Here is a 26984-nt window from a genome sequence, read left to right as displayed (position 1 = left end):
GTCATTCCGGGCGCGCGAAGCGCGAGCCCGGAATCCATCGGGCGTCAGTACGCGCGGCGAAATGGATTCCGGGCCTGCGCCTGTCGGCCATCCCGGAATGACGAGAGGAGAGACTGTCTACCCGATCAGATCCGGATTGATCAGCCGCTCGAACGAGAACATCTCGTCCCATTTCTCCTGCGTCAGTAGCTTGCGTTCGACCACGACGATCTGGTGCAGCGACTTGCCGCTTCTGTAGCCCTCGCGCGCGATCTCGGCACATTGCTTGTAGCCGAGCAGCGGCTTCAGCACGGTGACGATACCGAGCGAGTTCAGCACCATGTTGCGGGTGTGCTCCTCGTTGGCGGTAATGCCGACAACGCAATTCTGGCGCAGGCTGTTGACGGCGCGCTCCATGGTGCGGATCGAGAAGAACAGCGCGAACGAGATCACCGGCTCCATCACGTTGAGCTGGAGCTGGCCGGCTGAGGCCGCCAGCGTCACCGTGGTGTCGAGGCCGATGACGAGGAAGCTGGTCTGGTTGACCACTTCGGGGATCACGGGATTGACCTTGCCCGGCATGATCGAGGAGCCCGGCTGAAGCTGCGGCAGGTTGATCTCGTTGAAGCCGGCGCGCGGACCCGACGCGAGCAGACGGATGTCGTTGCAGATCTTCGTCAGCTTGCTGGCGGTGCGCTTGAGGACACCCGAGAGCTGCACATAGGCACCGGTGTCGGAGGTCGCCTCGACGAGGTCCCCGGCGAGGATGAAATCGACCCCGGTCAGCGCGCTCAGATGCCGGACCGCGAGCTTGGGATAGCCGACGGCCGCGGTCACGGAGGTGCCGATCGCAGTGGCGCCGAGATTGATCTCGCGCAGCAATGCGCGCGCCTCGGAGATGCGATCGACCTCCTCGCCGATCGTGGTGCCCCATCCCCGGAACTCGGCGCCGAGCGACATCGGCACGGCGTCCTGAAGATGCGTGCGTCCCATCTTCAGCACGCGGTCGAACTCGCGGCCCTTGGCGAAGAAGGCTTCCTGGAGCTGGCGCAGCGCCGTCATGTAGCTCTCGAGCCGCAGGATCAGGGCGAGACGAAATGCAGTCGGATAGGTGTCGTTGGTGGACTGGCCGTAATTGACGTGATCGTTTGGGCTGACGTGCTGGTACTCGCCCTTGCCGAAACCGAGCGATTCCAGCGCGAGGTTTGCGATCACCTCGTTGGCGTTCATGTTGGTCGACGTGCCCGCGCCGCCCTGGATGAAATCGGTGACGAACTGATCCATCATGTCGCCGGCGATGACGCGGTCGCAGCCGAGGATGATCGCATCCGCGACCTTGGCGTCGATCGCGCCGAGATCGCGGTTGGCCATGGCCGCGGCCTTCTTGACGTAACCGAGCGCCTTCACGAAGTAAGGCTCCTGGTTCATCGGAATGCCGGTGATGTGGAAGTTCTCTTTCCCGCGGATGGTCTGGACACCGTAATAGATGTCGTCGGCGATCTCACGCTGCCCGAGGAAATCCTGCTCGGTACGGCTCATGGGCGCTCCCTGTTGCATGCGCGCGAGGCCATCGCGTCAATTCTGGCACAGCGCGCTGGTCACGAAAGTATCGGTGCGGCAGTCGTCGGGTTTGCGTTGCCGGCCCGGGATCAGGACCTTGGCCGAGCATTTCTCGGCGGAGTCGGCATTCAGGCTCTTGCCTTCCTTGTAGCCCTTGCTCTGGCAGAGCTGGTCGGCGGCCTGCTTGCAGTCGGGCGCGCCGTTGGACGAGGCCGGGCAGGCCACACGCCCCGACACCATGGTCGAAGGCTTCGCCAGCCGCGACAGATCGTTCATGGTCTCGCTCGGACTTTTGATCGGCGGCAGGATGGAGGGCAGCTTGTCGAACAGCTTGCCCATTTCATTGATCAGCCCGGGGTTTTCCTCGCGCGCCGGCGGCGCCGACGGAGCGGGTGCCGACGGCGGCGGCGCAGCCTGCGCCCCCTGCTCCCGGAGACCGAGCGCCGGCGGCCCGGATTGCGTCCACCCGATGCCGCCACTGACGAGGAGCAGCAGCGCCGCCGAAGTCAGCGTTACGAAACGCACGGCCCGATTGCCGGATCGACCCATCATGACGGCAACGTAGCCGATGCTGACGCCGCGGCAAAGCGCCACGGTGCTCTCGAGCGAGCATGATCGCCGCGAAGGGTCCCACTCGACGCGAAAGGGGCCACTCCACGATTTGCGCAGACGCGGTCTCCGGGCCCGGATGACGCTAGATCAACTTGATCGCGATCACGAAGCCGAGCACCAGCACGATCGCGCCGAGCGCGACCCACAATCCGAGATGCCGCTCGATCCTGACCCGGATCCAGTCGCCATAGCGGTTGAGCAGGATCGCGACGACGAAGAAGCGTCCGCCGCGCGCGACGATCGAGCACAGGATGAACAGGAGGATGTTGTAGCCGGCAAAGCCCGAGGTGATCGTGACGAGCTTGTAGGGGATCGGTGTCAGCCCCTTGAGCAGGATGATGACCGCACCCCATTCCGCGTAAGAGGCGCGGAAGGCGTCGACCTTGTCGGCGAGGCCGTAGACCTGAATCAGCCATTGGCCGAGCGAGTCGAACAACAGCGCGCCGATGGCGTAGCCGACGATCCCGCCGAGCACCGAGGTCGCGGTGCAGACCGCGGCATAGAGCCAGGCGCGCTGCGGACGCGCCAGTGACATCGGAATCAGCATCACATCCGGCGGGACCGGAAAGAAGGAGCTTTCGGCAAAGGATACGACACCCATGATCCAGAGCGCGTAGGGCTTGTGGGCGGCGTCGATGCACCAGTCGTAGATACGTTTCAGCATGGCGCCGCGATGAAGCACCATGGGACGGATTTGTCCATGCCGAGATTGAGGCGAATTATGACGTTTCTAGAACACGATCCGGAACAATGTGCAGAGGATTCCCGAAAAGATCATGCTCGAACAAAAGGAAGGCCCGATGGCCGTTCATTCCGATCTCGTCGCGCCTCAATGGCGCTTGCGCGTGCCGCGGCTCTCGAGCGCGACAATTGGCCGCCTGACAGCCACGCGCGGTGACGCGACTTTGGGCAGTTTCACCGTTGATTTCGGCAGTTTCTCGGCAATGCCGAGCATGTCTTCCCGCCGCGCCATCTCGCGCCAGACATCCTCGGGACGCACGCCGGCCGAGGCCCAGAGCACGGTGAGATTGTACAGCAGGTCGGCGCTTTCCCGGACCACCGCCTCGCCGTCGCCATTGACGGCGTCGATCACGACTTCGATGGCCTCTTCGGCCAGCTTTTTCGCCATTTTGGAAGGCCCGCGCTGAAACAGCCGGGCCGTACGCGATGTTGCGGGATCGAGATCCCTGGCCGCGAGCACAGCCAGATATAGCCGCTCAAGCGAATCACTCATGTACTCAAACTACTCGAAACTACTGGCAAGCGAGTTAACGTGAGACAATAAAAGCAGAAAACAGGCCGCCGCGGAAGCGCGACGGCCTGTTTTGGTCAATCCTTGGTAGCCGGGTCTAGTAGCAACTGCCAATGTTGCCTTGGCCGCCCTGCGCGGACTGATAGGGACCGCCGCAACGATGGAACGGGCGCGGGCCAATATACGAATCGCCACCGTAATAGACCGGGCCTTCGTCGTAGTAGACAGGACCGCCGCCATAGTAAGCCGGGGCATCGTAGGCATAGGCGTTGCGAGTTGCCGCGATCGCCAAACCAGTGCCGATGGCGCCGGCAATGGCCGCGCCGGCGAAGGCTGCTCCACCACCACCATGCCAGTGGCGGCCGCCTGCATAGGAGGCAGTCGGGGCGGCCGCGGTCAGCGCCAGCACCGCGGCGGTGGCGATAGTGGCCTTGCGGCCGGCAAATTTCGAAAAGCTGTCAAACATGTGCTGGACCCTCCTTGGGACCGTCAATGGTGCCTTGAGACAGGCTCATGTCTCTCAAACACCCGCATCCCATGTTGGGTTCCACCACCCCAACGCAAGCTGAACGGGGTTGCGTAATCGTGACGCAACCGCCGCTCATGCTCCGTTCATCTTGGCGCCGGCAGGCTGATTGCCGGCCGGCGCTGCGAGCGTCACGAAACCATAACATTGCGGGACCGGCGCAACCGATGTCGGAATTCAAGACGATCGCGCTTCGTTGCCTGCTGGCCCTCTCGGTCGCGCTTGCGACACTGATTGCGCGCGATGTCGGCGCGGCCGAGACCGCGGCACCCTCGGTCGCGATTCACTTCTCCTTCGACCGCCCGTTGGACGCGAGCATGGCGCCGTTCTTCCTGGCCGCAAAGGACGGCAGGTTCGGCGCCGAGCATCTCAGCGTGTCCTTCAACACCGCGTCCGGATCGCCGGAAGCTCTGGCGCGCGTCGCCAAGGGCGACAGCGAACTCGCGCTCGTCGACATCAACGAGTTGATCCGCTTTCGCGACACGGACCAGGCGGCGCCGATCAAGGCGGTGTTCGTGCTGTTCAACCGCGCGCCTTACGCCATCGTCGCGCGCAGGAGCCGCGGCATCCATTTGCTGCCCGATCTCGACGGCAAGACCGTCGGCGTTGCCGACAGCGATCTGTCGATGCGGCTATGGCCGGCGCTGGCGCAGCAGAACGGAATCAACGCATCGCGCGTCAAATTCCACAAGATCGGCGCGGCGGTGCGCGAGCCGATCCTCTCGGCGGGCCAGGTCGATGCGGTTGCCGGCTTCAGCTATCTTTCGGCGGTGAACCTGCGCGACCGCGGCGTGCCCGGAGCCGATCTCGTCGTGCTGCGCTATGCCGACTATGGCTGCGAGGCCTACGGCTTTGCCGTGGTGGCCAATCCCGCTTTCGCCGCGGCAAAGCCGGACGCCGTCAGGGGCTTCGTCCGCGCCTTGATCGCGGGCATCAACGCTACCGTCGGGGAGCCGGGGCGCGCGGCGGAGGAAGCCGCAAACCGTATCGACGACGGCGACCGCAACCTGGAGCTGGACCGCCTGCGCATCGTCATCGCCGACAATATCGTGACCGACGAGGTCAGGCGCAACGGCCTCGGCGGCATCGACCCGGCGCGCCTCGATCGCTCGATCGGCCAGATCGCGCAGGACTTCAAATTCCGCAAACGGCCCGCGGCAGGCGACATCTTCGACGACCGATTCCTGCCGCCGGTGGCGGGGCGTCTGATCAACTGAGCAAAACCGAAAGCTTCCGCTGTATCTCGCGGGCGATCCCTGCTTAGAATACAGGCCCCGTCGTCGCCGAGTTCCTCGCCCGCATGTCCATCCTTCGCCTCTACACCCGCGTTCTCGAACTGCTCGGCAAGGAGGCGCGGCTGGGCTGGGTGCTCGCGATCGCCAATCTCCTGCTCGCGGCCTCGCAATTCGCCGAGCCCGTGCTGTTCGGCCGGATCGTCGACGTGCTCTCGGGCAAGACCGTGGCCGGCTCCAACTCGGCCTGGCCGTTCCTGGGCGCCTGGGTCGCGTTCGGACTGTTCACCATCGCATGCAGCGCGCTCGTGGCCTTGCAGGCCGACCGGCTCTCGCACCGCCAGCGCCAGGCCGTGCTGACCGATTATTTCGAGCACATCCTGCAGCTGCCGCTGACGTTCCATTCCGGCACCCATTCGGGCCGGCTGATGAAGGTGATGCTCAACGGCACCGACGCGCTGTGGCGGCTCTGGCTCGGCTTTTTCCGCGAGCATTTTGCCGCCATCCTCTCGGTCGTGGTGCTGCTGCCGCTGTCGCTGTACCTGAACTGGCGGCTGGCGATCCTGCTGTTCGTGCTCTGCATCGTCTTCACCGCGCTGACCACCTTCGTCGTGCGCAAGACCTTCGGCATGCAGATGGAGGTCGAGGAGCATTACAGCGAGCTCTCCGCGCGCGCCTCAGACGCGCTCGGCAACGTCGCGCTGGTGCAGAGCTTCGTCCGCGTCGAATCCGAGGTCAAAGGTTTGCGCTCCGTCGCCAACCAACTGCTCGCGGCACAGATGCCGGTGCTGTCGTGGTGGGCGCTCGTCACGGTGATCACGCGCGCCTCCACCACCATCACGGTGCTCGCGATCTTCACCCTCGGCATCGCGCTGCACGACCAGGGGCTGACCTCGGTCGGCGAGATCGTGATGTTCGTGAGCTTTGCGACCATGCTGATCCAGAAGCTCGAACAGGTCGTCAGCTTCATCAACAACGTGTTCATGGAAGCCCCGCGCCTGCGCGAGTTCTTCAATGTGCTCGACGCCGTGCCGGCGGTCCACGACCGGCCCGACGCGATCGATGCGGGACGCCTCTCCGGCCTCGTCGAGTTCAACGACGTCACCTTCTCCTATGACGGCAAGCGCCCGGCGATCGAGGATCTCACCTTCACGGCGCTGCCCGGCCAGACCATCGCGCTGGTCGGCCCCACCGGCGCCGGCAAGTCGACTGCGATCGCGCTTCTGCACCGCGCCTTCGATCCGCAGTCCGGTTTCATCAAGATCGACGGCATGGACGTGCGCGGGGTCACGCTGACCTCGCTGCGGCGGAACATCGGCGTCGTGTTCCAGGAGGCGCTGCTGTTCAACCGCTCGATCGCGGAGAACTTGCGCGTGGGCAAGCCGGATGCGACCGAAGCCGAGATGCGCAAGGCGGCCGAGCGCGCACAGGCGCTCGAATTCATCGAGCGCAGCGGCGGTTTCGAAACCAATGCCGGCGAGCGTGGCCGCATGCTCTCCGGCGGCGAGCGGCAGCGGCTGTCGATCGCCCGCGCGCTGCTGAAGGATCCGCCGATCCTGATCCTGGACGAGGCGACCAGCGCGCTCGACGCCGTCACCGAGGCCAAAGTGAATGCCGCTCTCGACGAAGTGATGAAGGGCCGCACCACCTTCGTGATCGCCCACCGCCTCTCGACCATCCGCAACGCCACGCGGATCCTGGTGTTCGAGAACGGCCGGGTGAGCGAAAGCGGAACTTTCGACGAACTGGTGGCCAAAGGCGGCCATTTCGCCGAGCTCGCCAGGGCCCAGTTCATGGTTCAGGAAAGCGCACGGGCCAGCGTGACGGCGGCCGAGACGGCTGCGACGGCGGCCAAATCTCCGTAGCAAGTCCCCATGGGGCCGTCGAAATTCGGCCTATTTCGTTGCGGAATACCGCGCCCAGCCCCCTATTCTCGACGCACCAGCCGGTATAGGTTTGCGACGCCGCAAGCGGCGGCGCTGGATTTCAAAACCGAACATCAGATCACGAGAACCGTCCGAACCGGCGGATCTCCAAGGACCGGAATCGGATAGTGCACGCCCTTCGCCCGCTGCTTCGCAAATCCCTGTTCAAACTGTTCGCTGCCGGCCTCGCATGCGCCGCATTGCTTGCGCCGCGTGAGGCGAGTGCCGAAGCGCTGCTCCTGATCGAAGCCAACAGCGGCAAGGTGCTGCAGGCCGACAACGCGACCATTCCCTGGTATCCGGCCTCCGTCACCAAGATCATGACCGCTTATGTGACGCTGAGGGCGGTGAAGGATGGCAGGCTCACGCTGGACTCGCTGCTCACGGTTTCGCCGACGGCAGCGTCGCAGTCGCCATCGAAGATGGGTTTCCGGCCTGGAACACAGCTGACCGTCGACAACGCGCTGAAGATGATGATGGTCAAGTCGGCGAACGACATGGCCGTGGTGCTGGCCGAAGGCGTCGGCGGCTCGGTCGATGGCTTCTCCGCGATCATGAACGACACCGCGAAGAGGCTCGGCATGACGCAGACGAGCTACGTCAATCCGAACGGCCTGCCCGCCGACGGCCAGATCACGTCCGCGCGCGATCTCGGAATCCTGGCGCGCGCGTTCCTGCGCGACCTGCCGGAATACGAATATTTCGTGCACATCCCGGCGATCCGCTTCGGCAAGCGTACCACCGGCAATTTCAACAAGCTGATCGGCCGCTATCCCGGTGCCGACGGTTTCAAGACCGGCTTCATCTGCGCCTCCGGCTATAATCTCGTGGCCTCGGCCACGCGCAACGGTCGCCGCCTGATCGCGGTGGTGCTTGGCGCCAATTCCGGCACCTCGCGCGCGGTGAAGGCCGCGCAGCTGCTCGAGCGTGGCTTCGCGCAGGACAATCTGACCTGGCTGCGGCCCTCGCTCGGCACCGTCGACAACCTCGTGCCGGTCGACGCCTCGCCGCCGAACCTTCGCGACGAGATGTGCGGGCCCCACCGCAAGCGGCCGGCCAGCGACGACGACGATGCGCTGATTGCGACCAATGGCGGCATGTCCGGATCGGCATCGGCCACCGGCGGAGAAGCCCAGGTCAGCTTCTTCACCGCAGGCCTCCAGCCACCACCCCTGATGAAGGCCTCCGAGCTGATGGCCTCGGCTCCGGCCGCGACGGAGCCCGTGCTGGTCTATACCGGCCCGACCCGCACCGGCACCGCCCTGATCGCCGCGGTCGCGGCCGATGCCGACCAGCAGGCGGCGTCCAAGCCGCGTGGCAAGAAGTCGCGCGTCGCCAAGAAGCCCGACGCCGCCGACAAGCCGGCGGACAAGCCCAAGGAGGCCAACAAGGAGGCCAAGACGGCGGCGGCGAAGCCGGACGCTTCCAAGCCTGCTACCGCCAAGCCTGCCGCCTCCAAGCCCGATACCAAGAGCGACGCCAAGACCGCAGCCAAGCCCGCCGGGGCCAAGCATGCCGCGGCGAAGCCCGATGCGGCGGCGAAACCTGCCGCCAAGCCCGCGGCCACCGGCGATCAGGCTCCCAAGCCCGCCAAGCCCAAGGCCGCAACTAACCCTGCGGCAACTAACCCCGCCGCGACCAAGCCCGTGGCCAAGCCCGCCAACAACAGTTAGCGGCCCCTCGGAGCTCGACCGCGCCCGCACTTCGCACCTGCGGCAGCGCGGTTTGCGACGATTCCAGTAGCTCCTCCCCGACCTTTGCCCTAAGCCTCGACCGCTTGCCACGCGTTCCGGCAAGCTCGATACTGGCGGCAATGAGGCAATCCCGAGACACAACGGGCTCAGTGAGATGAGGGGAGTTTCCATGGAGCGCATCTGGCTCAAGCAATATCCGCCCGGCGTGCCCGCCGATATCGAGCCGACGCAATACGCATCGCTGGTCGACCTGCTGGAGGAGAGCTTCACCAAGTTCGCCGACCGCAAGGCGTTCATTTGCATGGACAAGTCGATCAGCTATCGCGACCTCGACCAGATGTCGGTTGCGCTCGCTGCCTATTTGCAGGGCCGCGGACTGCAGCGCGGCGCGCGCGTCGCCATCATGATGCCGAACGTGCTGCAATATCCGGTCGCGACGGCCGCCGTGCTGCGCGCCGGTTTCGCGGTGGTCAACGTCAATCCGCTCTATACCCCGCGCGAGCTCGAGCATCAGCTCAAGGATTCCGGCGCCGAGGCCATCATCGTGCTGGAGAACTTCGCGCACACCGTCGAGCAGGTGATCGCCAGGACTCAGGTCAAGCACGTCATCGTCGCCAGCATGGGCGACCTGCTCGGCTTCAAGGGCGTGATCGTCAATCTCGTCGTCCGCCGCGTCAAGAAGATGGTTCCGGCCTGGTCGCTGCCGGGCGCGGTGTCCTTCAACGACGCGCTCTCGGCCGGCCGCGGCATGACCTTCAACAAGCCGAAGCTGTCGCCCGGCGACGTCGCCTTCCTGCAATATACCGGCGGCACCACCGGCGTCTCCAAGGGCGCCACCCTGCTCCACCGCAACATCGTCGCCAACGTCCTGCAGAACGACGCCTGGCTCCAGCCGGCGCTCGCCGCGCCGCCGCATGTCGATCAGCTCATGATCGTCTGTGCGCTGCCGCTCTATCACATCTTCGCGCTGACGGCCTGCTACCTGCTGGCGGTGCGCGCCGGCGGTTGCAATCTCTTGATCCCCAATCCGCGCGACATCGCAGGCTTCGTCAAGGAGCTGGCGAAATACCAGGTCAACAGCTTCCCGGCCGTGAACACGCTCTACAACGGGCTGATGCATCATCCTGATTTCAAGAAGCTCGATTTCTCCAAGCTGAAGATCTCCAACGGCGGCGGCATGGCGGTGCAGCGCCCGGTGGCCGAGCAGTGGAAGGCGGTGACCGGCTGCTTCATCGCCGAAGGCTACGGCCTGTCGGAGACCTCGCCGACGCTGACCTGCAATCCCGCGACCACGACCGAGTTCTCGGGGTCGATCGGCATTCCCGTGCCCTCGACCTGGATCTCGATCCGCGACGACGACGGCAACGAGCTGCCGCTCGGCCAGGCCGGCGAGATCTGCGCCAAGGGCCCGCAGGTGATGTCGGGTTACTGGAACAGGCCGGAAGAAACCGCGAAGGTGATGACCGCGGACGGTTATTTTCGCACCGGCGACATCGGCATCATGGACGAGAAGGGCTACACCAAGATCGTGGACCGCAAGAAGGACATGATCCTGGTCTCCGGCTTCAACGTCTACCCCAACGAGATCGAGGAAGTGATCGCGAGCCATCCGGGCGTGCTCGAATGCGCCGTGATCGGCATCCCCGATTCCAAATCGGGCGAGGCGGTGAAGGCCTTCATCGTCAAGAAAGACCCGAACCTGACGGCGGAAAGCGTGATCAAGTTCTGCCAGGAGCAGCTCACCGGCTACAAGGTGCCCAAGCACATCGAATTCCGCAACGACCTGCCGAAGACCAATGTCGGCAAGATCCTGCGCCGGCAGCTGCGCGACGAGAAGAAGGCGGAGGCGGCGTAAGGCCGCCTTGCATTCATGCTGGAGGCCGACGACATCACGCCGTCAGGCATTCTCGCCTTCTGGCGAAAGGCCGGTCGCGAGCATTGGTACGAGCACGACGACGCCTTCGATGCAGAGATCAGGCGCCGCTTTCTCGCTTTGTGGCAGAAGGCGGCGGGTGGCGAGCTCACGTCATGGGAGGCCAGCGACGACGGCGCGCTCGCGCTCGTCATCGTGCTCGACCAATTTCCCCGCAACATGTTTCGCGGCACGCCGCAGGCCTTTGCCAGCGACGCGCGAGCCCGCGACGTCGCCCGCCGCGCCATCGCGAAGGCCGTCGACCGCAGGGTCGATCCTGTCCTGCTCGAATTCCTCTATCTGCCTTTCATGCATTCCGAGCACCTGGCCGACCAGCTGCATTGCGTCGCGCTGTTTGAGAGCACCGACAATGCCGAGAACCTGAAATATGCGCGCGAGCACGCCGACATCATCGAGCGGTTCGGCCGCTTTCCCCACCGCAACCGTCTGCTCGGCCGCGACACCACCGAAGAGGAGCAGGCCTTCCTCGACGGCGGCGGTTTTGCCGGCTGATGACATCGCAGTGAACGGCGGCAGCCCCGCCGCTTCCGCCACCGGCAATATTGTGCAGGCCCGCGCCACGGTCTAAAAAGCGGGACCGAAATTCAGGGAGACTGACGATGGCGATCCAGACTGGCGACAAGCTGCCCGAGGCGAAATTCCGCGTGATGACGGCGGAAGGCCCGCAGGTGAAGACCACCGACGATATCTTCAAGGGCAAGAAGGTGGCGCTGTTCGCGGTGCCCGGCGCCTATACCGGCACCTGCCACAAGATGCATCTGCCGAGCATCTTCCTCAACGCCTACGCCATGAAGGACAAGGGCGTCGAGACCATCGCCATCGTCTCGGTCAACGACGCCTTCGTCATGAACGCCTGGAAGCGCGATACCGACCAGCGCGACGAGGCCATCTTCCTCGCCGACGGCAACGCCGAGTTCGCCAAGGCGATCGGCATGGAGCTGGACGCCTCCGCCAACGGCCTCGGCATCCGCTCCAAGCGCTACTCGATGCTGGTCGAGGACGGCGTGGTCAAGAAGCTGAACCTCGAGGCGATGCCCGGCAAGGTCGAGGTTTCCGGCGGCGATACGCTGCTCGGGCAGCTGTAGGCGGCCCGCTCTTAGCCACATTCTCGGTGTCGTCCCGGCGAAGGCCGGGACCCATACTCCCAGGGTAGAGTTGCGGCGCGAGCTGGCAACCACGAGTATTCGCCAAACTTGATCCTGTGGTTATGGAACCCGGCCTTCGCCGGGATGACGGCGGGGATTGGGGCGCGAGACGACGGCACAAGCGAAATGCGGCGCCTTACTCGCCCACCCTCTGCTGCGTCCTTGCCTTCACGATCCCGTCCCGCGCCAGCTGATCGGCGCGCTCGTTCTCGGGGTGCCCGGCGTGGCCCTTGACCCAGTGCCAGCGGACCTCGTGCTGCTTCAGCGCGGCATCCAGGCGCTGCCACAGCTCGACATTCTTCACCGGCTTCTTATCGGCGGTGCGCCAGCCGTTACGCTTCCAGCCGTGGATCCACCCCGTGATGCCCTGACGGACATATTGGCTGTCGGTGTAGAGGTCGACGGTGCACGGCTTCTTCAGCGCTTCGAGCGCGGAGATCGCCGCCATCAATTCCATCTGGTTGTTGGTGGTGTGGCGCTCGCCGCCGTTCAGCTCCTTCTCCTTGTCGCCGAACTTCAGGATCGCACCCCAGCCGCCGGGCCCGGGATTTCCCGAGCAGGCGCCATCGGTATAGATCGTGACCTTGGGAAGCTCGCTCACGCGACCAGTCCTGACGGCATCAGCCCGTAATCGCGCACGCTCGTCACGCTCTGGTGGAAGCGCAGCTTGCGGACATATTCCAAGGGATCCTTCGGCTTCACCAGCGCGCCGGGCGGCACGTTGAGCCAGTCGACCAGCCGCGTCAGCAGGAAACGGATCGCCGCGCCGCGCGCGAGCAGCGGCAGCGCCGCCTCTTCCGCCATGGTGAGCTTTCGCACCCGGCCATAGGCATTGAGGAAGGCGCGCGCCTTGGTGACGTTGAAGGAATGGTCCGGCTCGAAGCACCAGGCGTTGAGGCAGATCGCGACGTCATAGGCCAGCATGTCGTTGCAGGCGAAGGTGAAGTCGATGATGCCCGAGAGCCGGTCGCCGAGAAAGAAGACGTTGTCGTTGAAGAGGTCGGCGTGGATCACGCCCTCGGGCAGACCGGTGGGCCAGACCCCGCTCGAGAGATGATCGAGCTCGGCGGAAAGAAAACCGCGCAGGCCCGGCTGCACCTCGTCGGCACGGCTTGCAGCCGCATCGAACAGCGGCCGCCAGCCGGAGACCGAGAGCGCATTGGCGCGCCGAACCGCGAAATTGGCGCCGGCCAGATGCATCCTCGCCAGCCCCTCGCCGACGCCGGCGCAATGGGCTGCGTTCGGCTTGCGCGGCCAGACGCCTTCGAGAAAGGTGATGATCGCGGCCGGCCGGCCCGACAGCTCGCGCAGCGCCTCACCGTCGCTTCCCTTCACCGGCAACGGGCAGGTGACGCCATGCTCGGCGAGATGCGTCATCAGCGCGAGGAAGAACGGCAGATCGTTCTTCGCCACGCGCTTCTCATAGAGCGTAAGGATGAACGACCCCTGGCTGGTGTGCAGCAGGAAGTTGGTATTCTCGACGCCCTCGGCGATGCCCTTGTAGGAGAGCAATTCGCCGAGATGGTATTGCTTCAGAAAATCCGCAAGCTCGTCGGCGGCGACGTCGGTGTAGACCGCCATAAAGGTTTACTCGGCGGCGGCTTCGGGGCGCACCTGACGCGGCAGCGGGAAGAACTCGTTCTCTTCCGCAGCCGAGACCGTCTCCACATGCAGCGTGTAGCGCTCGGCGAACGCGTCCATGATCTCCTCGACGATCACTTCGGGCGCGGATGCGCCCGCGGTGATGCCGAGGCTCGCGATGTTGCCGAACTTGTCCCAGTCGATGTCGGTGGCGCGCTGCGCCAGCACCGCGATCCTGCAGCCCTCGCGCTCGGCGACCTCGCGCAGGCGCTGCGAGTTCGACGAGTTCGGCGCGCCGACCACGATCAAGGCGTCCACCACCGGCGCCACCTTCTTCACCGCGAGCTGGCGGTTGGTGGTGGCGTAGCAGATGTCTTCCTTGTGCGGGCCGTTGATGTTCGGGAAGCGCTCCTTGAGCAGCGCCACGATCTCCGCGGTGTCGTCGATCGACAGCGTGGTCTGGGTCACGAAGGCGAGATTGTCAGGGTTCTTCGGCGTGATGGTCTTGGCGTCCTCGGCGGTCTCGATCAAGGTCACGGCGCCGACCGGAAGCTGGCCGAGAGTGCCGACCACTTCGGGGTGATGCGAATGGCCGATCAGGAAGATCTCGCGGCCCCGCTTGAAGTGGATCGCGGCCTCGCGGTGCACCTTGGTCACCAGCGGGCAGGTCGCATCCAGCGAGAACAGATTGCGCGACTGGGCATCGGCCGGAACCGATTTCGGGACGCCATGGGCCGAGAACACCACCGGAGCGGTCGTGTTCTCGGGGATTTCCGCCAACTCTTCGACGAAGATGGCGCCCTTTTTCTTCAACCCGTCGACGACGTATTTGTTGTGCACAATCTCGTGGCGAACATAGACGGGGGCGCCGTACTTATCGAGCGCCCGTTCCACGGTGTCGATCGCCCGGACCACGCCGGCACAGAAGCCGCGGGGAGAACAAAGCACGATCTTGAGGTCTGGTTTGGCTGACATTGAGCGATCTCGGGACCGAATCACCCGTTTCGCCTTCTGGCGGGGGCGGTCGATGGATGGAATAGGCTTAAAAGGGTCGGCTTGAACCTTACGGCGGTTCAACGGAATTGGGGCCCCCTTTCGGGCGCTGTCAAGGCACTATCTATAGCAGAACCATTGCGTGTCCACCCCCTCCGGGCTTATATAGCGCGAATTCCCTGTCATCGCTGATGACCACCGGTTTCGCCTCCAGAGGGGTGGGCGAAGCACAAAGGAGATTTGCCATGAGCAACGCACCTCTGATGCCCAAGGCGACCGCCGTCTGGCTGCTCGACAACACAGCGCTGACCTTCGACCAGGTCGCCGATTTCACCAAGATGCATCCCCTCGAGGTGCGTGCGATTGCCGACGGCGACGCTGCCCAGGGCATCAAGGGCATGGATCCCCTCTCCAACGGCCAGCTGACCCGCGAAGAGATCGAAAAGGGCGAAAACAACCCGGACTACCGGCTCCGCCTCCAGGAGAGCAAGGTGGTGCTGCCGCCGCAGCCCAAGCGCAAGGGCCCGCGCTACACCCCGGTCTCGCGCCGCCATGAGCGTCCGAGCGCCATCCTCTGGCTGCTGCGCAACCATGCGGAGCTGAAGGACGCCCAGATCATGCGCCTGGTCGGCACCACCAAGAGCACGATCGCGAGCGTGCGCGACCGCACCCACTGGAACACATCGTCCCTGACCCCGATCGACCCTGTCACCCTCGGTCTCTGCTCGCAGATCGAGCTCGATTTCGAGGTGCAGCGCGCCGCCAAGGAAAAGCCGATCGACGCGGCCTATGGTGGCGCCACCCTGCTGCCGGCCTCCGAGACCACCCGCAAGGACGAGTACGAGCCGGCGGAGAAATCCAGCGACGACCTCAATGTCGACGCCGTGTTCGCCAAGCTGAAGACGCTCGGCGGCAAGAAGCAGGAGGAAGAGGAGGAGTAGTCTTCCTTCCCTGTCCCGTATCCGGTTCGAACGCGGCGGAGCGATCCGTCGCGTTTTCGTTTGGGAGCGGAACTTCCGCGGTGGGAGGAAAGCGCGACGAGGTCATCGCGCTTTCGTTTTTGTTTGAGCGTGATCCTCGCCAAAACCGCTGCACACTGCTCCGGATCATGCTCCGCCGGGAACGATGCGGTTGACCTTGCATTGTTTCCAGCGCGGAGGATCAGCCATGCGGGACGACGAGAACCATTTTGCTCCGATGCTGGGACGCGCCGTCCTGGCAGCGTGGGGCGACATGCCCCGGGATATCCAGGAAACTCTGTTCGAGCTTGCCGTCAAGGACCGCCCCGGCGATCGGGACGCGCTGGCGAAGCTGTTGCATGAGCGGCATCCGCGGACGGTGCACGCGGGATAACCGTCTGCGTTCTCCTTCAACCATCTCTTGTCGCGACGGAAAACGCGACCGCACGCGAGCGCTGCGGCACGATCGTGCCGAACGGCATCACGGCCGCACGGGATTGTTCAGCATGTATTCGCCGAGATCGCGCTGGCGGCGGTCGGCGCGGGCGACGGCCGCATTGCGCTGGACGTCGCGGTCCTTGCGGCAGGCCACGTATTCCGGCGAACCTTGCGCATAGCCCCGGCTCTGGCAGACCGCGTCGTCATCGTCGCCGCCCACCGCCACCGGCGTTTGATAGCGCGCGGAGCAGGCGGAGAGAGCGATGGCGAGCAGAACCGCCGTGAGCAGGCGCGAGGCGGTGGCGAGTGGCATATGAGGTCCCCTGTTGGCGACCCTGTTTAGCGCGGAATGCGGAGAATGTAAGTCGCTGGACGCCGTTCCCGCCCACAGTCATTCCCCGCGAAGGCGGGGAATCCAGTTCGCCGCGGCCTCTCGGCTCTAGCATTGCCGTCGCTGGAATACTGGATCACCAGCTTTCGCGGGTGATGACAGCGGAAGCTGGTGCAACGGTGTCGCGCCTCATTGGCATGACAACCGAAGCCCAAACCTCACACCCGCCCCTTCAGCGCATCGCCGATCTCGTCCAGCACCTTGGGATCCTCGATCGTCGCCGGCATGGTCCAGGCCTCGCCGTCGGCGATCTTCTTGATGGTGCCGCGCAGGATCTTTCCGGAGCGTGTCTTGGGCAGGCGGCCGACGGTGATCGCCAGCTTGAAGGCGGCGACCGGGCCGAGCCTGTCGCGCACCAGCGCGACGATCTCCTTCTCGATCTCGGCAGGCGCACGCGTCACGCCCGCCTTCAGCACCAGGAAGCCGCAGGGCACCTCGCCCTTGATCGCGTCCTTGACACCGAGCACGGCGCATTCGGCCACGTCCGGATGCGAGGCCAAAATCTCCTCCATGCCGCCGGTGGAGAGACGATGGCCGGCGACGTTGATGATGTCGTCGGTGCGGCCCATGACGAAGACATAGCCGTCCTCGTCCTTGTAGCCGGCGTCGGAGGTTTTGTAATAGCCGGGGAATTCGCTCAAATACGCTTCCCTGAAGCGCGCGTCCTGATTCCACAGCGTCGGCAGGCAGCCCGGCGGCATCGGCAGCTTGATGACGATCGAGCCCATCGTGTTGGGGCCGACCGGCTTTGCCGCCTCGTCGACCACGTCGACCTGATAGCCCGGCATCGGCACCGTCGGCGAGCCGTGCTTCACCGGCAGCATGCCGAGACCGACCGGATTGCCGGCGATGCACCAGCCGGTCTCGGTCTGCCACCAATGATCGATCACCGGCACCTTCAGCTGCTGCTCCGCCCATTCCACGGTCGGCGGATCGGCACGCTCGCCGGCGAGGAACAGCGTGCGGAATGTGGAGAGGTCGTATTGCCGGATGAACTTTCCTTCCGGATCCTCTTTCCGGATCGCGCGGAACGCGGTCGGCGCGGTGAAGAAGGCAACTGCCTTGTGCTCCGAGATCACGCGCCAGAACGCACCGGCATCGGGCGTGCCGACCGGCTTGCCCTCATACATGATCGAGGTCGCGCCGTGCAGCAGCGGGCCGTAGACGATGTAGCTGTGGCCGACCACCCAGCCGATGTCGGAGCCGCACCACCAGACCTCACCCGGCTTGACGCCATAGAGGTTGAACATCGACCATTTCACCGCGACGAGGTGCCCGCCATTGTCGCGCACCACGCCCTTGGGAATGCCCGTGGTGCCCGACGTGTAGAGGATGTAGAGCGGATCGGTGGCGGCGACAGGCACGCAAGGCGCCACCTTGCCGTCATTCAGCGCCTTGCGGCGCAGGCTCGCCCAATCGTAGTCGCGCCCCGGGGTCAGGTCGCAGGTGTGCTGCGGACGTTGCAGCACGATGCAGGCCTTCGGCTTCGTGCTCGCGAGCCTGATGGCCTCGTCGAGCAGCGGCTTGTACTGCACGATACGGCCGGGCTCGATGCCGCAGCTGGCGGAGAGAATGAGCTTGGGCTGGGCGTCGTCGATGCGGGTGGCGAGCTCCTTGGCGGCAAAGCCGCCGAACACCACGGAATGCACCGCGCCGATGCGCGCGCAGGCGAGCATCGCGACCACCGCCTCGGGCACCATCGGCATATAGAGGATGACGCGTTCGCCCTTGGCGACGCCGAAATCCTGCATGATGGCGGCGAGCGCCTGCACCTCCTTCAGGAGCTCGGCGTAGGTGAATTCGGTGACGCTGTTCGTCAGCGGAGAATCATGGATCAGCGCGACCTGCTCGCCGCGGCCGCGTTCGACATGGCGGTCGAGTGCGTTGTAGCAGGTATTGACCACGCCGCCGTCAAACCACCGGCCGTAGGTTCCTTGCGTGGCATCGAAGACGGTCTTGGGCGGCTCGATCCAGTCGATCTCCTTGGCCGCCTCGGCCCAGAACCCTTGCGGATCCGCCAGCGAGCGCGCATGGACGTCGTGATAGAGACTCTTGCCCTGGACCTTCATTCCCGCGCTCCCGTTCCCGCTGCTCGCCTGGCCCTGACCTGACGACAGGACGAGCGTCCCGCCATGACCAGGATCAAGTGCCGGTCTTGTTTGGCGGGTATTTTCCCGGGAACGGGCCGCTGTTCAAGCCGAAAAGAACGTCTTATCCCTGCCCCGGTCCTTACGGGGCGAGGGAGACGAACCGCCTCTCAGCTTTGCAGTGCGTTCAGCCGCTGCAAGCGATCCTGCATGATCTTCTTCAGATCATAGCCAGGGCGGCCAAAGCCGGCATTGCGGGTCGTGAGGAAGGCACGCTGGGTCTTGCGCAGGTCGCCCGCGGAACGTCCTTTCGAGATCCGCAGCACACGTTCATAGGTCTCGGCGATCTGACGATCCAGCACGCCGAGCTGGGGATCGGCGCAGATCACCTTCTCGACCTCGCGCTTCGCGGTGGCGCAATCGAAGGACGGGCCGTTACCCGCCTCCGCATTCAGAGCACGCGGTGGCTCGGCGCCGAACTTCGCGATCTCGGCGATCATGCTGCGGCGGCCGTTTGCCGCGTTCTCGTTGCCGGGGTCCAGCTTGAGCGCCATCTCATAATCGGCCAGCGCCTTCCTGCGCTCGCCCATCTTCTTGTAGAGCACGGCGCGGTTGTTGTAGGCCTTTGCGAAGTTCGGATCGAGCTTCAGCGCAGCCTCATAGTCGCTCAGCGCCGCCCCGAGCTCACCCTTGAACTGATAGGAATCGCCGCGGTTGGTCAGGAAGTTGGCGCGCTGCTCCCGCCGGATTGCCTGGTCGTAATCGGCAATCGCCTTGTCGTACTCGCCCATCGCGGCATAGGTCAGGCCGCGATTGTCGTAATATTCCGGCACCTTCGGATCGAGCCTGATCGCCTCGCCGTCGTCGGCGACCGCCTTGTCGAGCTGGCCGAGCTTCTTGTACGCCGCACCGCGATTGGTGTAAGTGCGCGCCCGGTCGGGCTCCAGCCGCAGCGCCTCGTCGAAATTCCTGATCGCCTTCTCGTTGTCGCCGCCGAGATAATAGGCCACGCCGCGGTCGGACCAGGCTTGCGCGTTGTCCGGCTTCAACTTGATCGCCTGGTCGTAATCGGCGAGCGCGCGGTCGAGCCGCCGCTGATTGGTGTAGACGACGCCGCGCAGCTCGTAAGATTCCGCATCCTTCGGATCGAGCTCGATCGCCTTGGTCAGATCTGCCGCGGCGCGATTGAGGTCGCCGCCCGCCTCGCGCAGGAGGTCGCCGCGCACGCGCCAGGCCTTTGCGTTCTTGCCGTCGAGCGCGATGGCGCGGTCCAGATCGCGCAGGGCCTGCGAGAGGCCGCCGGACGTTCGCGCATTGGCGTCGGCGCGAGCAACGAGCGCCATGGAGCGGTCAGGCGCGGCATTTGCCGTCTGGTCGATGATGGCACTGCACGCGGAGATCAGCTCCGCGGGAGCAGCCTTGCTGCCCAGCACGCAATCGGTGCCGGCGGAGGTCGGGCCGATCAGAGCAAGACTCATGGCCGCGCCGAGAAAGAAGGCGCGGAGCGAGATTTTGGCAAACGGGGGCATTTGCGCGGAAGAATGGGTGCCGCACATGGCATAGGGCTCCGTGACGTCGGGTTCTCACCGTTGTCGCGGCGGGCAAGGGATGGGTTCAAATCGGCACTGTGCACACCGTCAGGGACGCGACTGTCCGGCCTGCTGGGCCGAAGTTCAGTCGGCCCGGAAGGCAGAACGAGCCCGGGCATCAGTACCTTTCTTCAGACGAAGGCGCCTTAGTCGCCGTCCACCCCGTTCAGCCGCTGCAGCCGCTCCTGCATCGCCTTTTTGAGATCATAACCCGGCCGCCCGAATTCGGCATTGCGGCGGGCAATGAAATCTTCCTGCGCGCGCTGAAGGTCCTTGGCTTCGCCCGGATTGCGCGCCTCGCGGATCACGCGGGCGTTGGACGCAAAGATCTCCCGGTCGAGATCGGCGAGCTCGCGATTGCCGCAGATCGCCCGTTCCACCGCACGGCGCGCTCGCGCGCAATTGAAGCTCGGCTTGCCGGCAACCGCCATCTGCGCCCCGATCCGCTCGAGCTCGCGCGCCATCCTCTTGTGGTTGGCCTTGGCCTTCTCGTGGTTCGGATCGAGCCTGAGCGCCGCACCGAAATCCTGCACCGCCTTGGGCTTGTCGCCCTTCTTCAACCAGAGCTCGCCGCGCGCGTTGAAGAGGTCCGCGAGGCCGGGGTCGAGCAGAAGTGCACGGCTGTCGTCGGCGATCGCGCGGTCGATCTGGCCGCGCCGTGCATAGAGCGCGCCGCGCGCGATCAGCGCCTTGACCAGATCCCCCTTCGCCGTCTTCTCGTTGTCGATCACGGCCGCACAGGCCGTGACCGCCTTGTCGATGTCGTCGGCTGCGGCGGCCGCAAGACAAGGCGCGACGTCGATCTGCGGCACCGCGACCGGCTCGCCGCCGGTCGCGGCTTGGGCCGCCGCGAGCGAGAGCGCGCAAAGCAGTCCGGCGCCTGTCAGTTGAATGAGAAAAGAACGCATGCTCGTTGCAGTCGGAAGGTCTTGCCTTGGACTTGCACTATCCATCATTACGGCCGGATTGGTGCTACGTTGTGGCGTCGCTCAAATCGGTTTCGGGGATCATCGTGTCGACATTCGAATGGATCATCGCGCTCCTGCTCGGCGCCGTTGCATTATCGGCGCTGGCGCGGCGGATCAAGGTCCCCTACCCGACCTTTCTCGCCATCGGCGGTGCCCTGATCGCCTTCGTGCCCAACAGCCCGTCCTGGACGCTCGAACCCGACCTGGCATTGGCGCTTTTTGTCGCACCGGTGCTGATGGATGCCGCTTTCGACACCTCGCTGCGCGACTTGCGCAACAACTGGGTTCCGGTGTCGACCCTGGTAGTGGCCGCGGTCGGCCTGACCACGGTGGGCGTGGCCTTCGTCGCGCACCGGCTGATGCCTGACATGCCCTGGGCCGCCGCGATCGCGCTCGGCGCCATCGTGGCGCCGCCCGATGCTGCGGCAGCTGTCGCCATCCTGAGCCAGGTCAAGCTGCCCTACCGCATGGTCAAGGTGCTGGAGGGCGAGAGTCTGCTCAATGACGCCAGCGCGCTGCTGATCTATCGCATCGCGGTCGGCGCGGTCGTCATGGAGCACCTGAAGTGGAGCGAGGTCGCGCCGACGATTGCGCTCGGGCTGGTCGGGAGCGTCCTCGCCGGTCTTCTCGCCGGGCGCATCATCCCGCTGTTCCTGGAGCGCGTGAAGGAAGCGCCAAGCGCGATCATCGTGCAATTCGCCACCACCTTCATGGTCTGGATTGCCGCCGAGCATCTCGGTCTCTCCGGCATCCTCACCATCGTCGTCTACGCCATCACCGTCGCGCGCACGGCCGGGGCGCGCATGCCGGCACGGCTGCGGGTACCCTCCTATGCGGTGTGGGAGACGATCGTATTCGTCCTCAACGTGCTTGCCTTCATGCTGATCGGCATGCAGATGCGCCCGATCTGGACGCGCCTCGATGCGGAAGTGCGCTGGGAATATTGCGTGGCCGCGGCCTGGATCCTGCTCACGGTGGTGCTAGTGCGGCTGCTTTGGATCACGTTCTATCGCACCACGCTGCGCGTGCTGGTCGCCCACGGGATCTATCATCCGAAGGATCCGAAGCAGGTCGCCTCGGCCAAGGGCGGCCTCATCATTTCCTGGTGCGGCATGCGCGGCCTCGTCACGCTCGCGACCGCCTTTGCCCTGCCGGAGAACTTTCCCTATCGCGACTTCATCGTCTTCATCGCCTTTGCGGTGGTGCTGGGATCGCTGATCATCCAGGGCCTGACCTTGCGGCCGCTGATCCTGGCCTTTGGCCTTAGGGACGACGATCCGGTCAGTATCGAGGTCGCCCGCGCACGCGCGGTGGCCTATCGCGCCGCGCTCGATACGATCGAGGACGATCCGTCGGAGGAAGCGGAAATCCTGCGGCTCGAATATCGCGCGGTCCTGATGCAGGCCGAGAACGATCCGAACGGCGGCGTCACCAACGGCCGATTGCCCGCCGATGCGCTGCGCCTCCGTGCCATCGAGGCTGCGCGCAAATCGATCTTCGATCTCCGCGCCACCGAGGTGATCGGCGACGACGCGTTTCATCGGATCGAGGAAGAGCTGGATCGCGCAGAATTGAGCGCGGGCGGATGATTCTCGTCGTCCCGGCGAAAGCCGGAAGACATAGCCACAGGGCGTGCTTATGACACGAGGTTGGTAACCCGGGCCTTCGCCAAACACAATCCTGTGGTTATGGGCCCTGGATCGGTGCTTTACGTCATTTCGCGGCGACAGCGGTGTTGAACCGATCCCTTCCTCTCCAGACTTACTCGAGATGACGACCTTGATCGACGACCGTCGTGTTCGCGCGCGTGATGCGTCGCCTGCACGATATTTTTACTTCCACATGTCGCTGGCCTGCGCCGCCACTGCTTTCCTCGGCTTCGCACCGACCTACTGGATCCCCCTCGCCAACCGGACGCTCTCGGCCAGTCCCGTGATTCATTTTCACGGGCTCTTGTTCTTCACCTGGTCGCTCTATTTCGTGCTCCAGAGCTGGCTCGCTGCCTCGGGCCGGGTCGTCAACCATCGCTCGCTCGGCATCGCCGGCGTGTCGCTGGCGACGGCGATGACGATCTTCGGCTTCCTTGCCTCCGTTCACGTGATGCAGCACGCGGCCGCGCTCGGGCAGAAGGAGGCCGGCGTCGGCTTCTCGATCGTGCCAATGAGCGGAATTGCGTTCTTCGCAGTGGTGTTCGTGCTCGCGATCGTGAATACGAGACGGCCCGAGGTCCACAAGCGCCTGATGCTGCTCGCCGCTGTCTCGATCCTCGACGCCGCGATCGCGCGCTGGTTTCTCACCTTCCTCGCGCCGCCAGGACCGCCGGGCCCGCCGCCGGTGCCGGTCACGATCGCGCCGGCCGTGGTCGCCTGCCTTCTGCTCGTCGTTGCCATGGTCCGCGACTGGCGCAGCGAAGGCCGCGTGCATCCCGTCTATATATACGGCACGCTCGCGCTGCTGGCGGTGAAGTTCTTGAACTGGCCGATCAGCGAGACGGCGGCCTGGCACGCGTTTGCCGGCGGCATCCTCGCGCTGGCACAGTAGCTCTCGGTGTCGTCCCGGGTTCGCGCTTTGCGCGCCCCGGGACGACAGCGGAGTGTGAGGCGGCGCTTACGCCCCCGCCTTGCATGTGATCCCGCCGTCCACGACGAGCTCGATCCCGGTCACGTATTTCGACTCGTCCGACGCCAGGAACAGCGCAGCATTCGCCACGTCCCATGCCTCGCCCATGTGCCCCATCGGCACCTGGGCATCGCGGGCCCGCCACATCGCCTCGACATCGCCCTTGGCGTAGCTGTTGGCCAGCCCTGCGGAATGCTCGACCATCGGCGTCTTCATCAGACCGGGCAGGATCGCATTCACACGCACATGGTGCTTCGCGAACTCGATCGCGGTGGAGCGCGTCAACTGGTTCATCGCCGCCTTGCTGGCGTTGTAGCTGACGTAGGAAATCCCGACATGGCGGATCGAGGCGATCGAGGAGATGTTGATGATCGAGCCGCTCCCCTGCTTCACCATCACGGGGATGACGTGCTTCATGGTGAGATAAGCGCTCTTGAGGTTGACGGTGAAGACGCGGTCCCAGCTCTCCTCGCTGACATCGACCACGCTGCCCATCTCCGCGATGCCGACATTGTTGTCGAGCACGTCGATCCGTCCGTGGGCTTTCAGGCACGATGCGACCATCGCCTCGATCTCGGCCGGCCGCGAGACATCGGCCGTGAACGCCGTCGCCTTGCCGCCTTCGTCATTGATAATCTTCGCGGTCTCCGCGGCCGCAGCGGCATTGCGGTCGACGCAAAACACCAGCGCGCCCTCGCGCGCAAAGGTCACCGCGGTGGCCTTGCCGTTGCCCCAGCCGGGGCCGATCGAGCCGGCCCCCACCACCATCGCAACCTTGCCCTTGAGCCGATCCATCGGGATTCTCCTTTGTTGTTGTTCTGATTGTAGCCCGGATGAGCGCAGCGATATCCGGGGCCACTGTTCCCGGATGTCGCTGCGCTCATCCGGGCTACGGATCTTCGCAAACCTTCATCGTGGTGACGTTAGCACCGACGGGATGGCCGACAATCTCCGAAAGCGTGCGGCAGCTTCCATTATGGCACAGCCGCCATTCGCCGGCCGCGCCGGAATTGCCGAGCACGACCTCCGGCATCGGTGCGCGGTTCGGCCGCCATTGAAACCAGCCGCCAACGAGCCGCGCCTCGGGCGGCGGCTCCATGCCGGGGCCGGTGCCCTTGACGCGGGCCTGCACCAGTTCGAGACCGGCGCGCGTGACGCGCCAGTCCTCCTGCCAATCGACCTTCGCGATCGAATGCGTCCACACCAGCGTGAAGGCGGACAGCGCGAGCGCTTTCACGCTGCCGGCTGTTGCGAGGCAGAGGCTCACACCGCCTCGACAGTCACCGGCGGGCGCTGCCGCCATTGCCACAGCGCCAGCGCCGCAGCGAGCACAAAACCCGCGGTGTCGCTGAACGGGAATTCGCCGAGCAGGCAGAACGCGGCGCCGAGCGCGATCAGGCGCTCGATCAGCGTCAGCCGCGTGAACAGGAAGCCGATCGCGACCATGCCGAACAGCGCGATCGCAACCAGCGCCTTGAAGCTCGCGAGGGCTACCGCGCCGTAGAAGCCTAGCTTGGCCGCCATGGGATCGCCGGCCTGCAGCATCAAGGCCGGCGAGTAGACGAAGATGAAGGGAATGACATAACCGGCAAGCGCGATGCGCATCGCCTCCCAGCCGATCTTGTCCGGATTCTCCTTGGCGATCGGCGCCGCGGCAAGCGCCGCGAGCGCGACGGGCGGCGAGAGATCGGCCATGATACCGTAGTAGAACGCGAACATGTGGCTCGCGATCAGCGGTACCCCCAGCTTTGCCAACGCCGGCGCGGCAAGCGCAGCGGTGATGATGTAGGTCGGGATGGTCGGAATGCCGGTACCGAGCAGGATCGACAGCAGCATGGTCATGACCAGTGCCAGGAACAGGCTCTTCTCGCCGAGCCCGATCACCCAACCGCCGAAAATGGTGCCGACACCGGTCTGCGACATCATGCCGATGATGACGCCGACGATGGCGCAGGCCATGCCAACCGTGATGGCGGATTTCGCGCTCTCGGCCAAAGCATCGCGGCAGGCGCGCAAGGCCGCAAAGCCGCCGCGCACGAAGGCGGTGATCACGATCAGCCCGACCACGACGCAAGCGACCGGCACGATCTGCAGGCCGTCCCGCGACAGCGCGGCGACGACGAGCGCAAGGCCGATCCAGAAGATGTAGCGGACGACCGTCGCCGGCACGCCGGCGGTGATGCTGGTGCCCAGGATCAGCGCCACGGTCAGAGCGAGGCCCATGCTGCCGGCATAGAGCGGCGTAAAACCTTCGAACAGCATGTAGACCAGCGCCGCCAGCGGCAGCACGAGGTACCAGCGCGTCACCAGGGCCTTCCAGGCGTTGGGGATCTCCGAGCGTTTCATGCCGACAAGGCCGTGCTTGCCGGCTTCCAGATGCACCATCCAGAAGGCTGAGGCGAAATAGAGGATCGCAGGGATCGCCGCCGCCCTGACGATCTCCGAATATTGGACGCCGAGCGTTTCGGCCATGATGAAGGCGACCGCGCCCATCACTGGCGGCATGATCTGTCCGCCCATCGAGGCCGTCGCCTCGACGCCCGCGGCGAACGCGCGGCGATAGCCGAACCTGATCATCAGGGGAATCGTGAACTGGCCGACGGTGACGACGTTGGCAACGCCCGATCCGGAGATCGTGCCCATCATGCCCGAGGCAAACACCGCGACCTTGGCAGGTCCGCCGCGGGTCCTGCCAAACAGCCCCAGAGAAACATCGGTGAACAACTGGATCATGCCGGCGCGCTCCAGGAACGAGCCGAACAGGATGAACAGGAAGATGTAGGTCGCCGAGACGTAGATCGGCACGCCGTAAAAACCTTCGGTGCCGAACGACAGATGCGTGACGATCTGGTCGAAATCATAGCCGCGATGGTTGAGCGGCGACGGCAGGTATTGGCCGAAGAACCAGTAGACCAGACACGCGCCGCACATCAGCGGCAGCGCCGCACCCATCAGCCGCCGCGTGCCCTCGAAGATCAGCACCGCGAGCAGCGTGCCGACCACGAGATCAAGCCGCGTCGGATCGCCGTCACGCGCGATCAGATCCGCGTAGAAGATCCATTGGTAGAGGCCGCAGAAGAAACCCGCGCCGCCGATCACCCAACCGAGCGCGCGACCGAAAGCGCCCTTCGCGGTGAAGTTGGCGATCAGGCCGAAGGTGAGCAGGACCAGGAAGCCGACATGGACGCCGCGCACCACCTGGCTCGGCAGATAGTTGAAGGCGGCGACATAGAGCTGGAAGGTCGCAAACGCGATGCCGATCCAGTAGGCGAGCTGGCCCCACCAGCCCGGACCAAAGCCCTCGGGAAAGCCGTGCTCGAAATTGTCGAACTCGACCTTGATGGGCGCAGCTTCGGTGCCCTCTGCCTTTTCCAGCATTTAACTCGTCCCCAGCCTGCCCATGCGCCTTTAGCGTTGGCACAGCGTCCAAAAAACGTCATGCCCGGGATTTCCCGGGCATTTGCGAAACTCCCTCTTCGTCATTCCGGGGCGATGCGCAAC

Annotated in this window: 25 protein-coding genes; 10 read left to right on the top strand and 15 right to left on the bottom strand. The window is 65.0% G+C overall.

The window, feature by feature from the left end:
* Positions 1-117: 117 nt before the first annotated feature.
* The 5 genes from HAP40_RS05265 to HAP40_RS05245 form a co-directional block, all read right to left on the bottom strand.
* Positions 118-1518 carry an aspartate ammonia-lyase gene (locus tag HAP40_RS05265; RefSeq protein WP_166818784.1) on the bottom strand — a complete coding sequence of 467 codons (1401 nt, stop codon included), beginning with the start codon at positions 1516-1518 and terminating at the stop codon, positions 118-120.
* Between the two features lie 36 nt (positions 1519-1554).
* The gene (locus tag HAP40_RS05260; RefSeq protein ID WP_166819614.1) at positions 1555-2091 is read right to left on the bottom strand and encodes a hypothetical protein; all 537 of its coding nucleotides are present in this window, start codon (positions 2089-2091) and stop codon (positions 1555-1557) included.
* Between the two features lie 142 nt (positions 2092-2233).
* Positions 2234-2836, bottom strand: coding sequence for a YqaA family protein (locus HAP40_RS05255; protein ID WP_208024814.1), 603 nt, complete (start codon positions 2834-2836; stop codon positions 2234-2236).
* Between the two features lie 144 nt (positions 2837-2980).
* Positions 2981-3385 (bottom strand): phosphoribosyl-ATP diphosphatase, encoded by a 405-nt coding sequence (gene hisE / locus HAP40_RS05250; protein WP_166818785.1) that lies wholly within the window; start codon positions 3383-3385, stop codon positions 2981-2983.
* A gap of 115 nt (positions 3386-3500) precedes the next feature.
* Positions 3501-3869, bottom strand: a complete 369-nt coding sequence (locus HAP40_RS05245; protein ID WP_166818786.1) for a hypothetical protein — start codon at positions 3867-3869, stop codon at positions 3501-3503.
* 227 nt (positions 3870-4096) lie between these two features.
* On the opposite strand from HAP40_RS05245, the gene HAP40_RS05240 reads away from it, so the two are divergent.
* From HAP40_RS05240 to HAP40_RS05215, 6 genes are all read left to right on the top strand, one after another.
* Complete coding sequence (locus tag HAP40_RS05240; protein ID WP_166818787.1) at positions 4097-5146, top strand: ABC transporter substrate-binding protein; 1050 nt, start codon at positions 4097-4099, stop codon at positions 5144-5146.
* An 83-nt stretch (positions 5147-5229) separates the two neighbouring features.
* Complete coding sequence (locus HAP40_RS05235) at positions 5230-7026, top strand: glucan ABC transporter ATP-binding protein/ permease (protein ID WP_166818788.1); 1797 nt, start codon at positions 5230-5232, stop codon at positions 7024-7026.
* Positions 7027-7214: 188 nt separating this feature from the next.
* Positions 7215-8759 carry a D-alanyl-D-alanine carboxypeptidase family protein gene (locus tag HAP40_RS05230; RefSeq protein ID WP_166818789.1) on the top strand — a complete coding sequence of 515 codons (1545 nt, stop codon included), beginning with the start codon at positions 7215-7217 and terminating at the stop codon, positions 8757-8759.
* A 190-nt stretch (positions 8760-8949) separates the two neighbouring features.
* Positions 8950-10635, top strand: coding sequence for a long-chain fatty acid--CoA ligase (locus tag HAP40_RS05225; protein ID WP_166818790.1), 1686 nt, complete (start codon positions 8950-8952; stop codon positions 10633-10635).
* 15 nt (positions 10636-10650) lie between these two features.
* The gene (locus HAP40_RS05220) at positions 10651-11205 is read left to right on the top strand and encodes a DUF924 family protein (protein ID WP_166818791.1); all 555 of its coding nucleotides are present in this window, start codon (positions 10651-10653) and stop codon (positions 11203-11205) included.
* A gap of 107 nt (positions 11206-11312) precedes the next feature.
* Positions 11313-11798, top strand: a complete 486-nt coding sequence (locus tag HAP40_RS05215) for a peroxiredoxin (RefSeq protein ID WP_166818792.1) — start codon at positions 11313-11315, stop codon at positions 11796-11798.
* A gap of 196 nt (positions 11799-11994) precedes the next feature.
* Here HAP40_RS05215 and rnhA read toward each other — a convergent pair whose 3' ends face one another.
* From rnhA to ispH, 3 genes are read right to left on the bottom strand one after another with little or no spacing between them, the layout of a single operon-like run.
* On the bottom strand, positions 11995-12459 hold the full coding sequence (gene rnhA, locus HAP40_RS05210) for a ribonuclease HI (RefSeq protein ID WP_166818793.1): 465 nt from the start codon (positions 12457-12459) through the stop codon (positions 11995-11997).
* Complete coding sequence (locus tag HAP40_RS05205; RefSeq protein WP_166818794.1) at positions 12456-13439, bottom strand: homoserine kinase; 984 nt, start codon at positions 13437-13439, stop codon at positions 12456-12458. The genes rnhA and HAP40_RS05205 overlap by 4 nt, the downstream gene beginning before the upstream one ends.
* 6 nt (positions 13440-13445) lie before the next feature.
* Positions 13446-14414, bottom strand: a complete 969-nt coding sequence (gene ispH / locus HAP40_RS05200; protein WP_166818795.1) for a 4-hydroxy-3-methylbut-2-enyl diphosphate reductase — start codon at positions 14412-14414, stop codon at positions 13446-13448.
* 263 nt (positions 14415-14677) lie between these two features.
* Here ispH and HAP40_RS05195 point away from each other — a divergent pair, with 263 nt between their 5' ends.
* Together HAP40_RS05195 and HAP40_RS05190 are read left to right on the top strand one after the other, a co-directional pair.
* On the top strand, positions 14678-15373 hold the full coding sequence (locus tag HAP40_RS05195; protein ID WP_166818796.1) for a DUF1013 domain-containing protein: 696 nt from the start codon (positions 14678-14680) through the stop codon (positions 15371-15373).
* A 226-nt stretch (positions 15374-15599) separates the two neighbouring features.
* Positions 15600-15785 (top strand): hypothetical protein, encoded by a 186-nt coding sequence (locus HAP40_RS05190; protein ID WP_166818797.1) that lies wholly within the window; start codon positions 15600-15602, stop codon positions 15783-15785.
* Between the two features lie 87 nt (positions 15786-15872).
* Here HAP40_RS05190 and HAP40_RS05185 read toward each other — a convergent pair whose 3' ends face one another.
* The 4 genes from HAP40_RS05185 to HAP40_RS05170 all read right to left on the bottom strand — a co-directional run bounded on the left by HAP40_RS05185 (position 15873) and on the right by HAP40_RS05170 (position 20804).
* A complete protein-coding gene (locus HAP40_RS05185; protein ID WP_166818798.1) occupies positions 15873-16142 on the bottom strand; it encodes a hypothetical protein in 270 nt (89 codons plus the stop codon).
* 236 nt (positions 16143-16378) lie between these two features.
* A complete protein-coding gene (locus tag HAP40_RS05180) occupies positions 16379-18289 on the bottom strand; it encodes a propionyl-CoA synthetase (protein ID WP_166818799.1) in 1911 nt (636 codons plus the stop codon).
* 188 nt (positions 18290-18477) lie between these two features.
* Positions 18478-19863, bottom strand: coding sequence for a tetratricopeptide repeat protein (locus HAP40_RS05175; protein WP_166818800.1), 1386 nt, complete (start codon positions 19861-19863; stop codon positions 18478-18480).
* 179 nt (positions 19864-20042) lie between these two features.
* Positions 20043-20804, bottom strand: a complete 762-nt coding sequence (locus tag HAP40_RS05170; protein WP_166818801.1) for a tetratricopeptide repeat protein — start codon at positions 20802-20804, stop codon at positions 20043-20045.
* Between the two features lie 71 nt (positions 20805-20875).
* Between HAP40_RS05170 and HAP40_RS05165 the strand changes: the two genes are divergently transcribed.
* Complete coding sequence (locus HAP40_RS05165; RefSeq protein WP_208024815.1) at positions 20876-22453, top strand: cation:proton antiporter; 1578 nt, start codon at positions 20876-20878, stop codon at positions 22451-22453.
* A 181-nt stretch (positions 22454-22634) separates the two neighbouring features.
* Complete coding sequence (locus HAP40_RS05160) at positions 22635-23405, top strand: hypothetical protein (RefSeq protein ID WP_166818803.1); 771 nt, start codon at positions 22635-22637, stop codon at positions 23403-23405.
* Positions 23406-23471: 66 nt separating this feature from the next.
* On the opposite strand, the gene HAP40_RS05155 is transcribed toward HAP40_RS05160, so the two are convergent.
* From HAP40_RS05155 to HAP40_RS05145, 3 genes are all read right to left on the bottom strand, one after another.
* Positions 23472-24278 carry an SDR family NAD(P)-dependent oxidoreductase gene (locus HAP40_RS05155; RefSeq protein WP_166818804.1) on the bottom strand — a complete coding sequence of 269 codons (807 nt, stop codon included), beginning with the start codon at positions 24276-24278 and terminating at the stop codon, positions 23472-23474.
* Between the two features lie 94 nt (positions 24279-24372).
* Positions 24373-24786 (bottom strand): DUF1850 domain-containing protein, encoded by a 414-nt coding sequence (locus HAP40_RS05150; protein WP_166818805.1) that lies wholly within the window; start codon positions 24784-24786, stop codon positions 24373-24375.
* Positions 24747-26861: a TRAP transporter permease gene (locus HAP40_RS05145; RefSeq protein ID WP_166818806.1), complete on the bottom strand. Its 2115-nt coding sequence runs from the start codon at positions 26859-26861 to the stop codon at positions 24747-24749. The genes HAP40_RS05150 and HAP40_RS05145 overlap by 40 nt, the downstream gene beginning before the upstream one ends.
* Positions 26862-26984: the final 123 nt, after the last annotated feature.

The organism is Bradyrhizobium sp. 1(2017), assembly GCF_011602485.2.
Lineage (GTDB): Bacteria > Pseudomonadota > Alphaproteobacteria > Rhizobiales > Xanthobacteraceae > Bradyrhizobium.
The sequence above is the reverse complement of the archived record's forward strand: the minus strand, read 5'-3'. Positions and strand labels throughout refer to the sequence as shown.

What these genes read in the sequence shown, in the direction of transcription:
- HAP40_RS05265 (WP_166818784.1), bottom strand. Translation starts at nt 1,518, where the DNA reads ATGAGCCGTACCGAGCAGGATTTCCTCGGGCAGCGTGAGATCGCCGAC.
- HAP40_RS05260 (WP_166819614.1), bottom strand. Translation starts at nt 2,091, where the DNA reads ATGATGGGTCGATCCGGCAATCGGGCCGTGCGTTTCGTAACGCTGACT.
- HAP40_RS05255 (WP_208024814.1), bottom strand. Translation starts at nt 2,836, where the DNA reads ATGGTGCTTCATCGCGGCGCCATGCTGAAACGTATCTACGACTGGTGC.
- hisE (WP_166818785.1), bottom strand. Translation starts at nt 3,385, where the DNA reads ATGAGTGATTCGCTTGAGCGGCTATATCTGGCTGTGCTCGCGGCCAGG.
- HAP40_RS05245 (WP_166818786.1), bottom strand. Translation starts at nt 3,869, where the DNA reads ATGTTTGACAGCTTTTCGAAATTTGCCGGCCGCAAGGCCACTATCGCC.
- HAP40_RS05240 (WP_166818787.1), top strand. Translation starts at nt 4,097, where the DNA reads ATGTCGGAATTCAAGACGATCGCGCTTCGTTGCCTGCTGGCCCTCTCG.
- HAP40_RS05235 (WP_166818788.1), top strand. Translation starts at nt 5,230, where the DNA reads ATGTCCATCCTTCGCCTCTACACCCGCGTTCTCGAACTGCTCGGCAAG.
- HAP40_RS05225 (WP_166818790.1), top strand. Translation starts at nt 8,950, where the DNA reads ATGGAGCGCATCTGGCTCAAGCAATATCCGCCCGGCGTGCCCGCCGAT.
- HAP40_RS05220 (WP_166818791.1), top strand. Translation starts at nt 10,651, where the DNA reads ATGCTGGAGGCCGACGACATCACGCCGTCAGGCATTCTCGCCTTCTGG.
- HAP40_RS05215 (WP_166818792.1), top strand. Translation starts at nt 11,313, where the DNA reads ATGGCGATCCAGACTGGCGACAAGCTGCCCGAGGCGAAATTCCGCGTG.
- HAP40_RS05205 (WP_166818794.1), bottom strand. Translation starts at nt 13,439, where the DNA reads ATGGCGGTCTACACCGACGTCGCCGCCGACGAGCTTGCGGATTTTCTG.
- ispH (WP_166818795.1), bottom strand. Translation starts at nt 14,414, where the DNA reads ATGTCAGCCAAACCAGACCTCAAGATCGTGCTTTGTTCTCCCCGCGGC.
- HAP40_RS05195 (WP_166818796.1), top strand. Translation starts at nt 14,678, where the DNA reads ATGAGCAACGCACCTCTGATGCCCAAGGCGACCGCCGTCTGGCTGCTC.
- HAP40_RS05190 (WP_166818797.1), top strand. Translation starts at nt 15,600, where the DNA reads ATGCGGGACGACGAGAACCATTTTGCTCCGATGCTGGGACGCGCCGTC.
- HAP40_RS05185 (WP_166818798.1), bottom strand. Translation starts at nt 16,142, where the DNA reads ATGCCACTCGCCACCGCCTCGCGCCTGCTCACGGCGGTTCTGCTCGCC.
- HAP40_RS05180 (WP_166818799.1), bottom strand. Translation starts at nt 18,289, where the DNA reads ATGAAGGTCCAGGGCAAGAGTCTCTATCACGACGTCCATGCGCGCTCG.
- HAP40_RS05175 (WP_166818800.1), bottom strand. Translation starts at nt 19,863, where the DNA reads ATGTGCGGCACCCATTCTTCCGCGCAAATGCCCCCGTTTGCCAAAATC.
- HAP40_RS05170 (WP_166818801.1), bottom strand. Translation starts at nt 20,804, where the DNA reads ATGCGTTCTTTTCTCATTCAACTGACAGGCGCCGGACTGCTTTGCGCG.
- HAP40_RS05160 (WP_166818803.1), top strand. Translation starts at nt 22,635, where the DNA reads ATGACGACCTTGATCGACGACCGTCGTGTTCGCGCGCGTGATGCGTCG.
- HAP40_RS05155 (WP_166818804.1), bottom strand. Translation starts at nt 24,278, where the DNA reads ATGGATCGGCTCAAGGGCAAGGTTGCGATGGTGGTGGGGGCCGGCTCG.
- HAP40_RS05150 (WP_166818805.1), bottom strand. Translation starts at nt 24,786, where the DNA reads ATGGCGGCAGCGCCCGCCGGTGACTGTCGAGGCGGTGTGAGCCTCTGC.
- HAP40_RS05145 (WP_166818806.1), bottom strand. Translation starts at nt 26,861, where the DNA reads ATGCTGGAAAAGGCAGAGGGCACCGAAGCTGCGCCCATCAAGGTCGAG.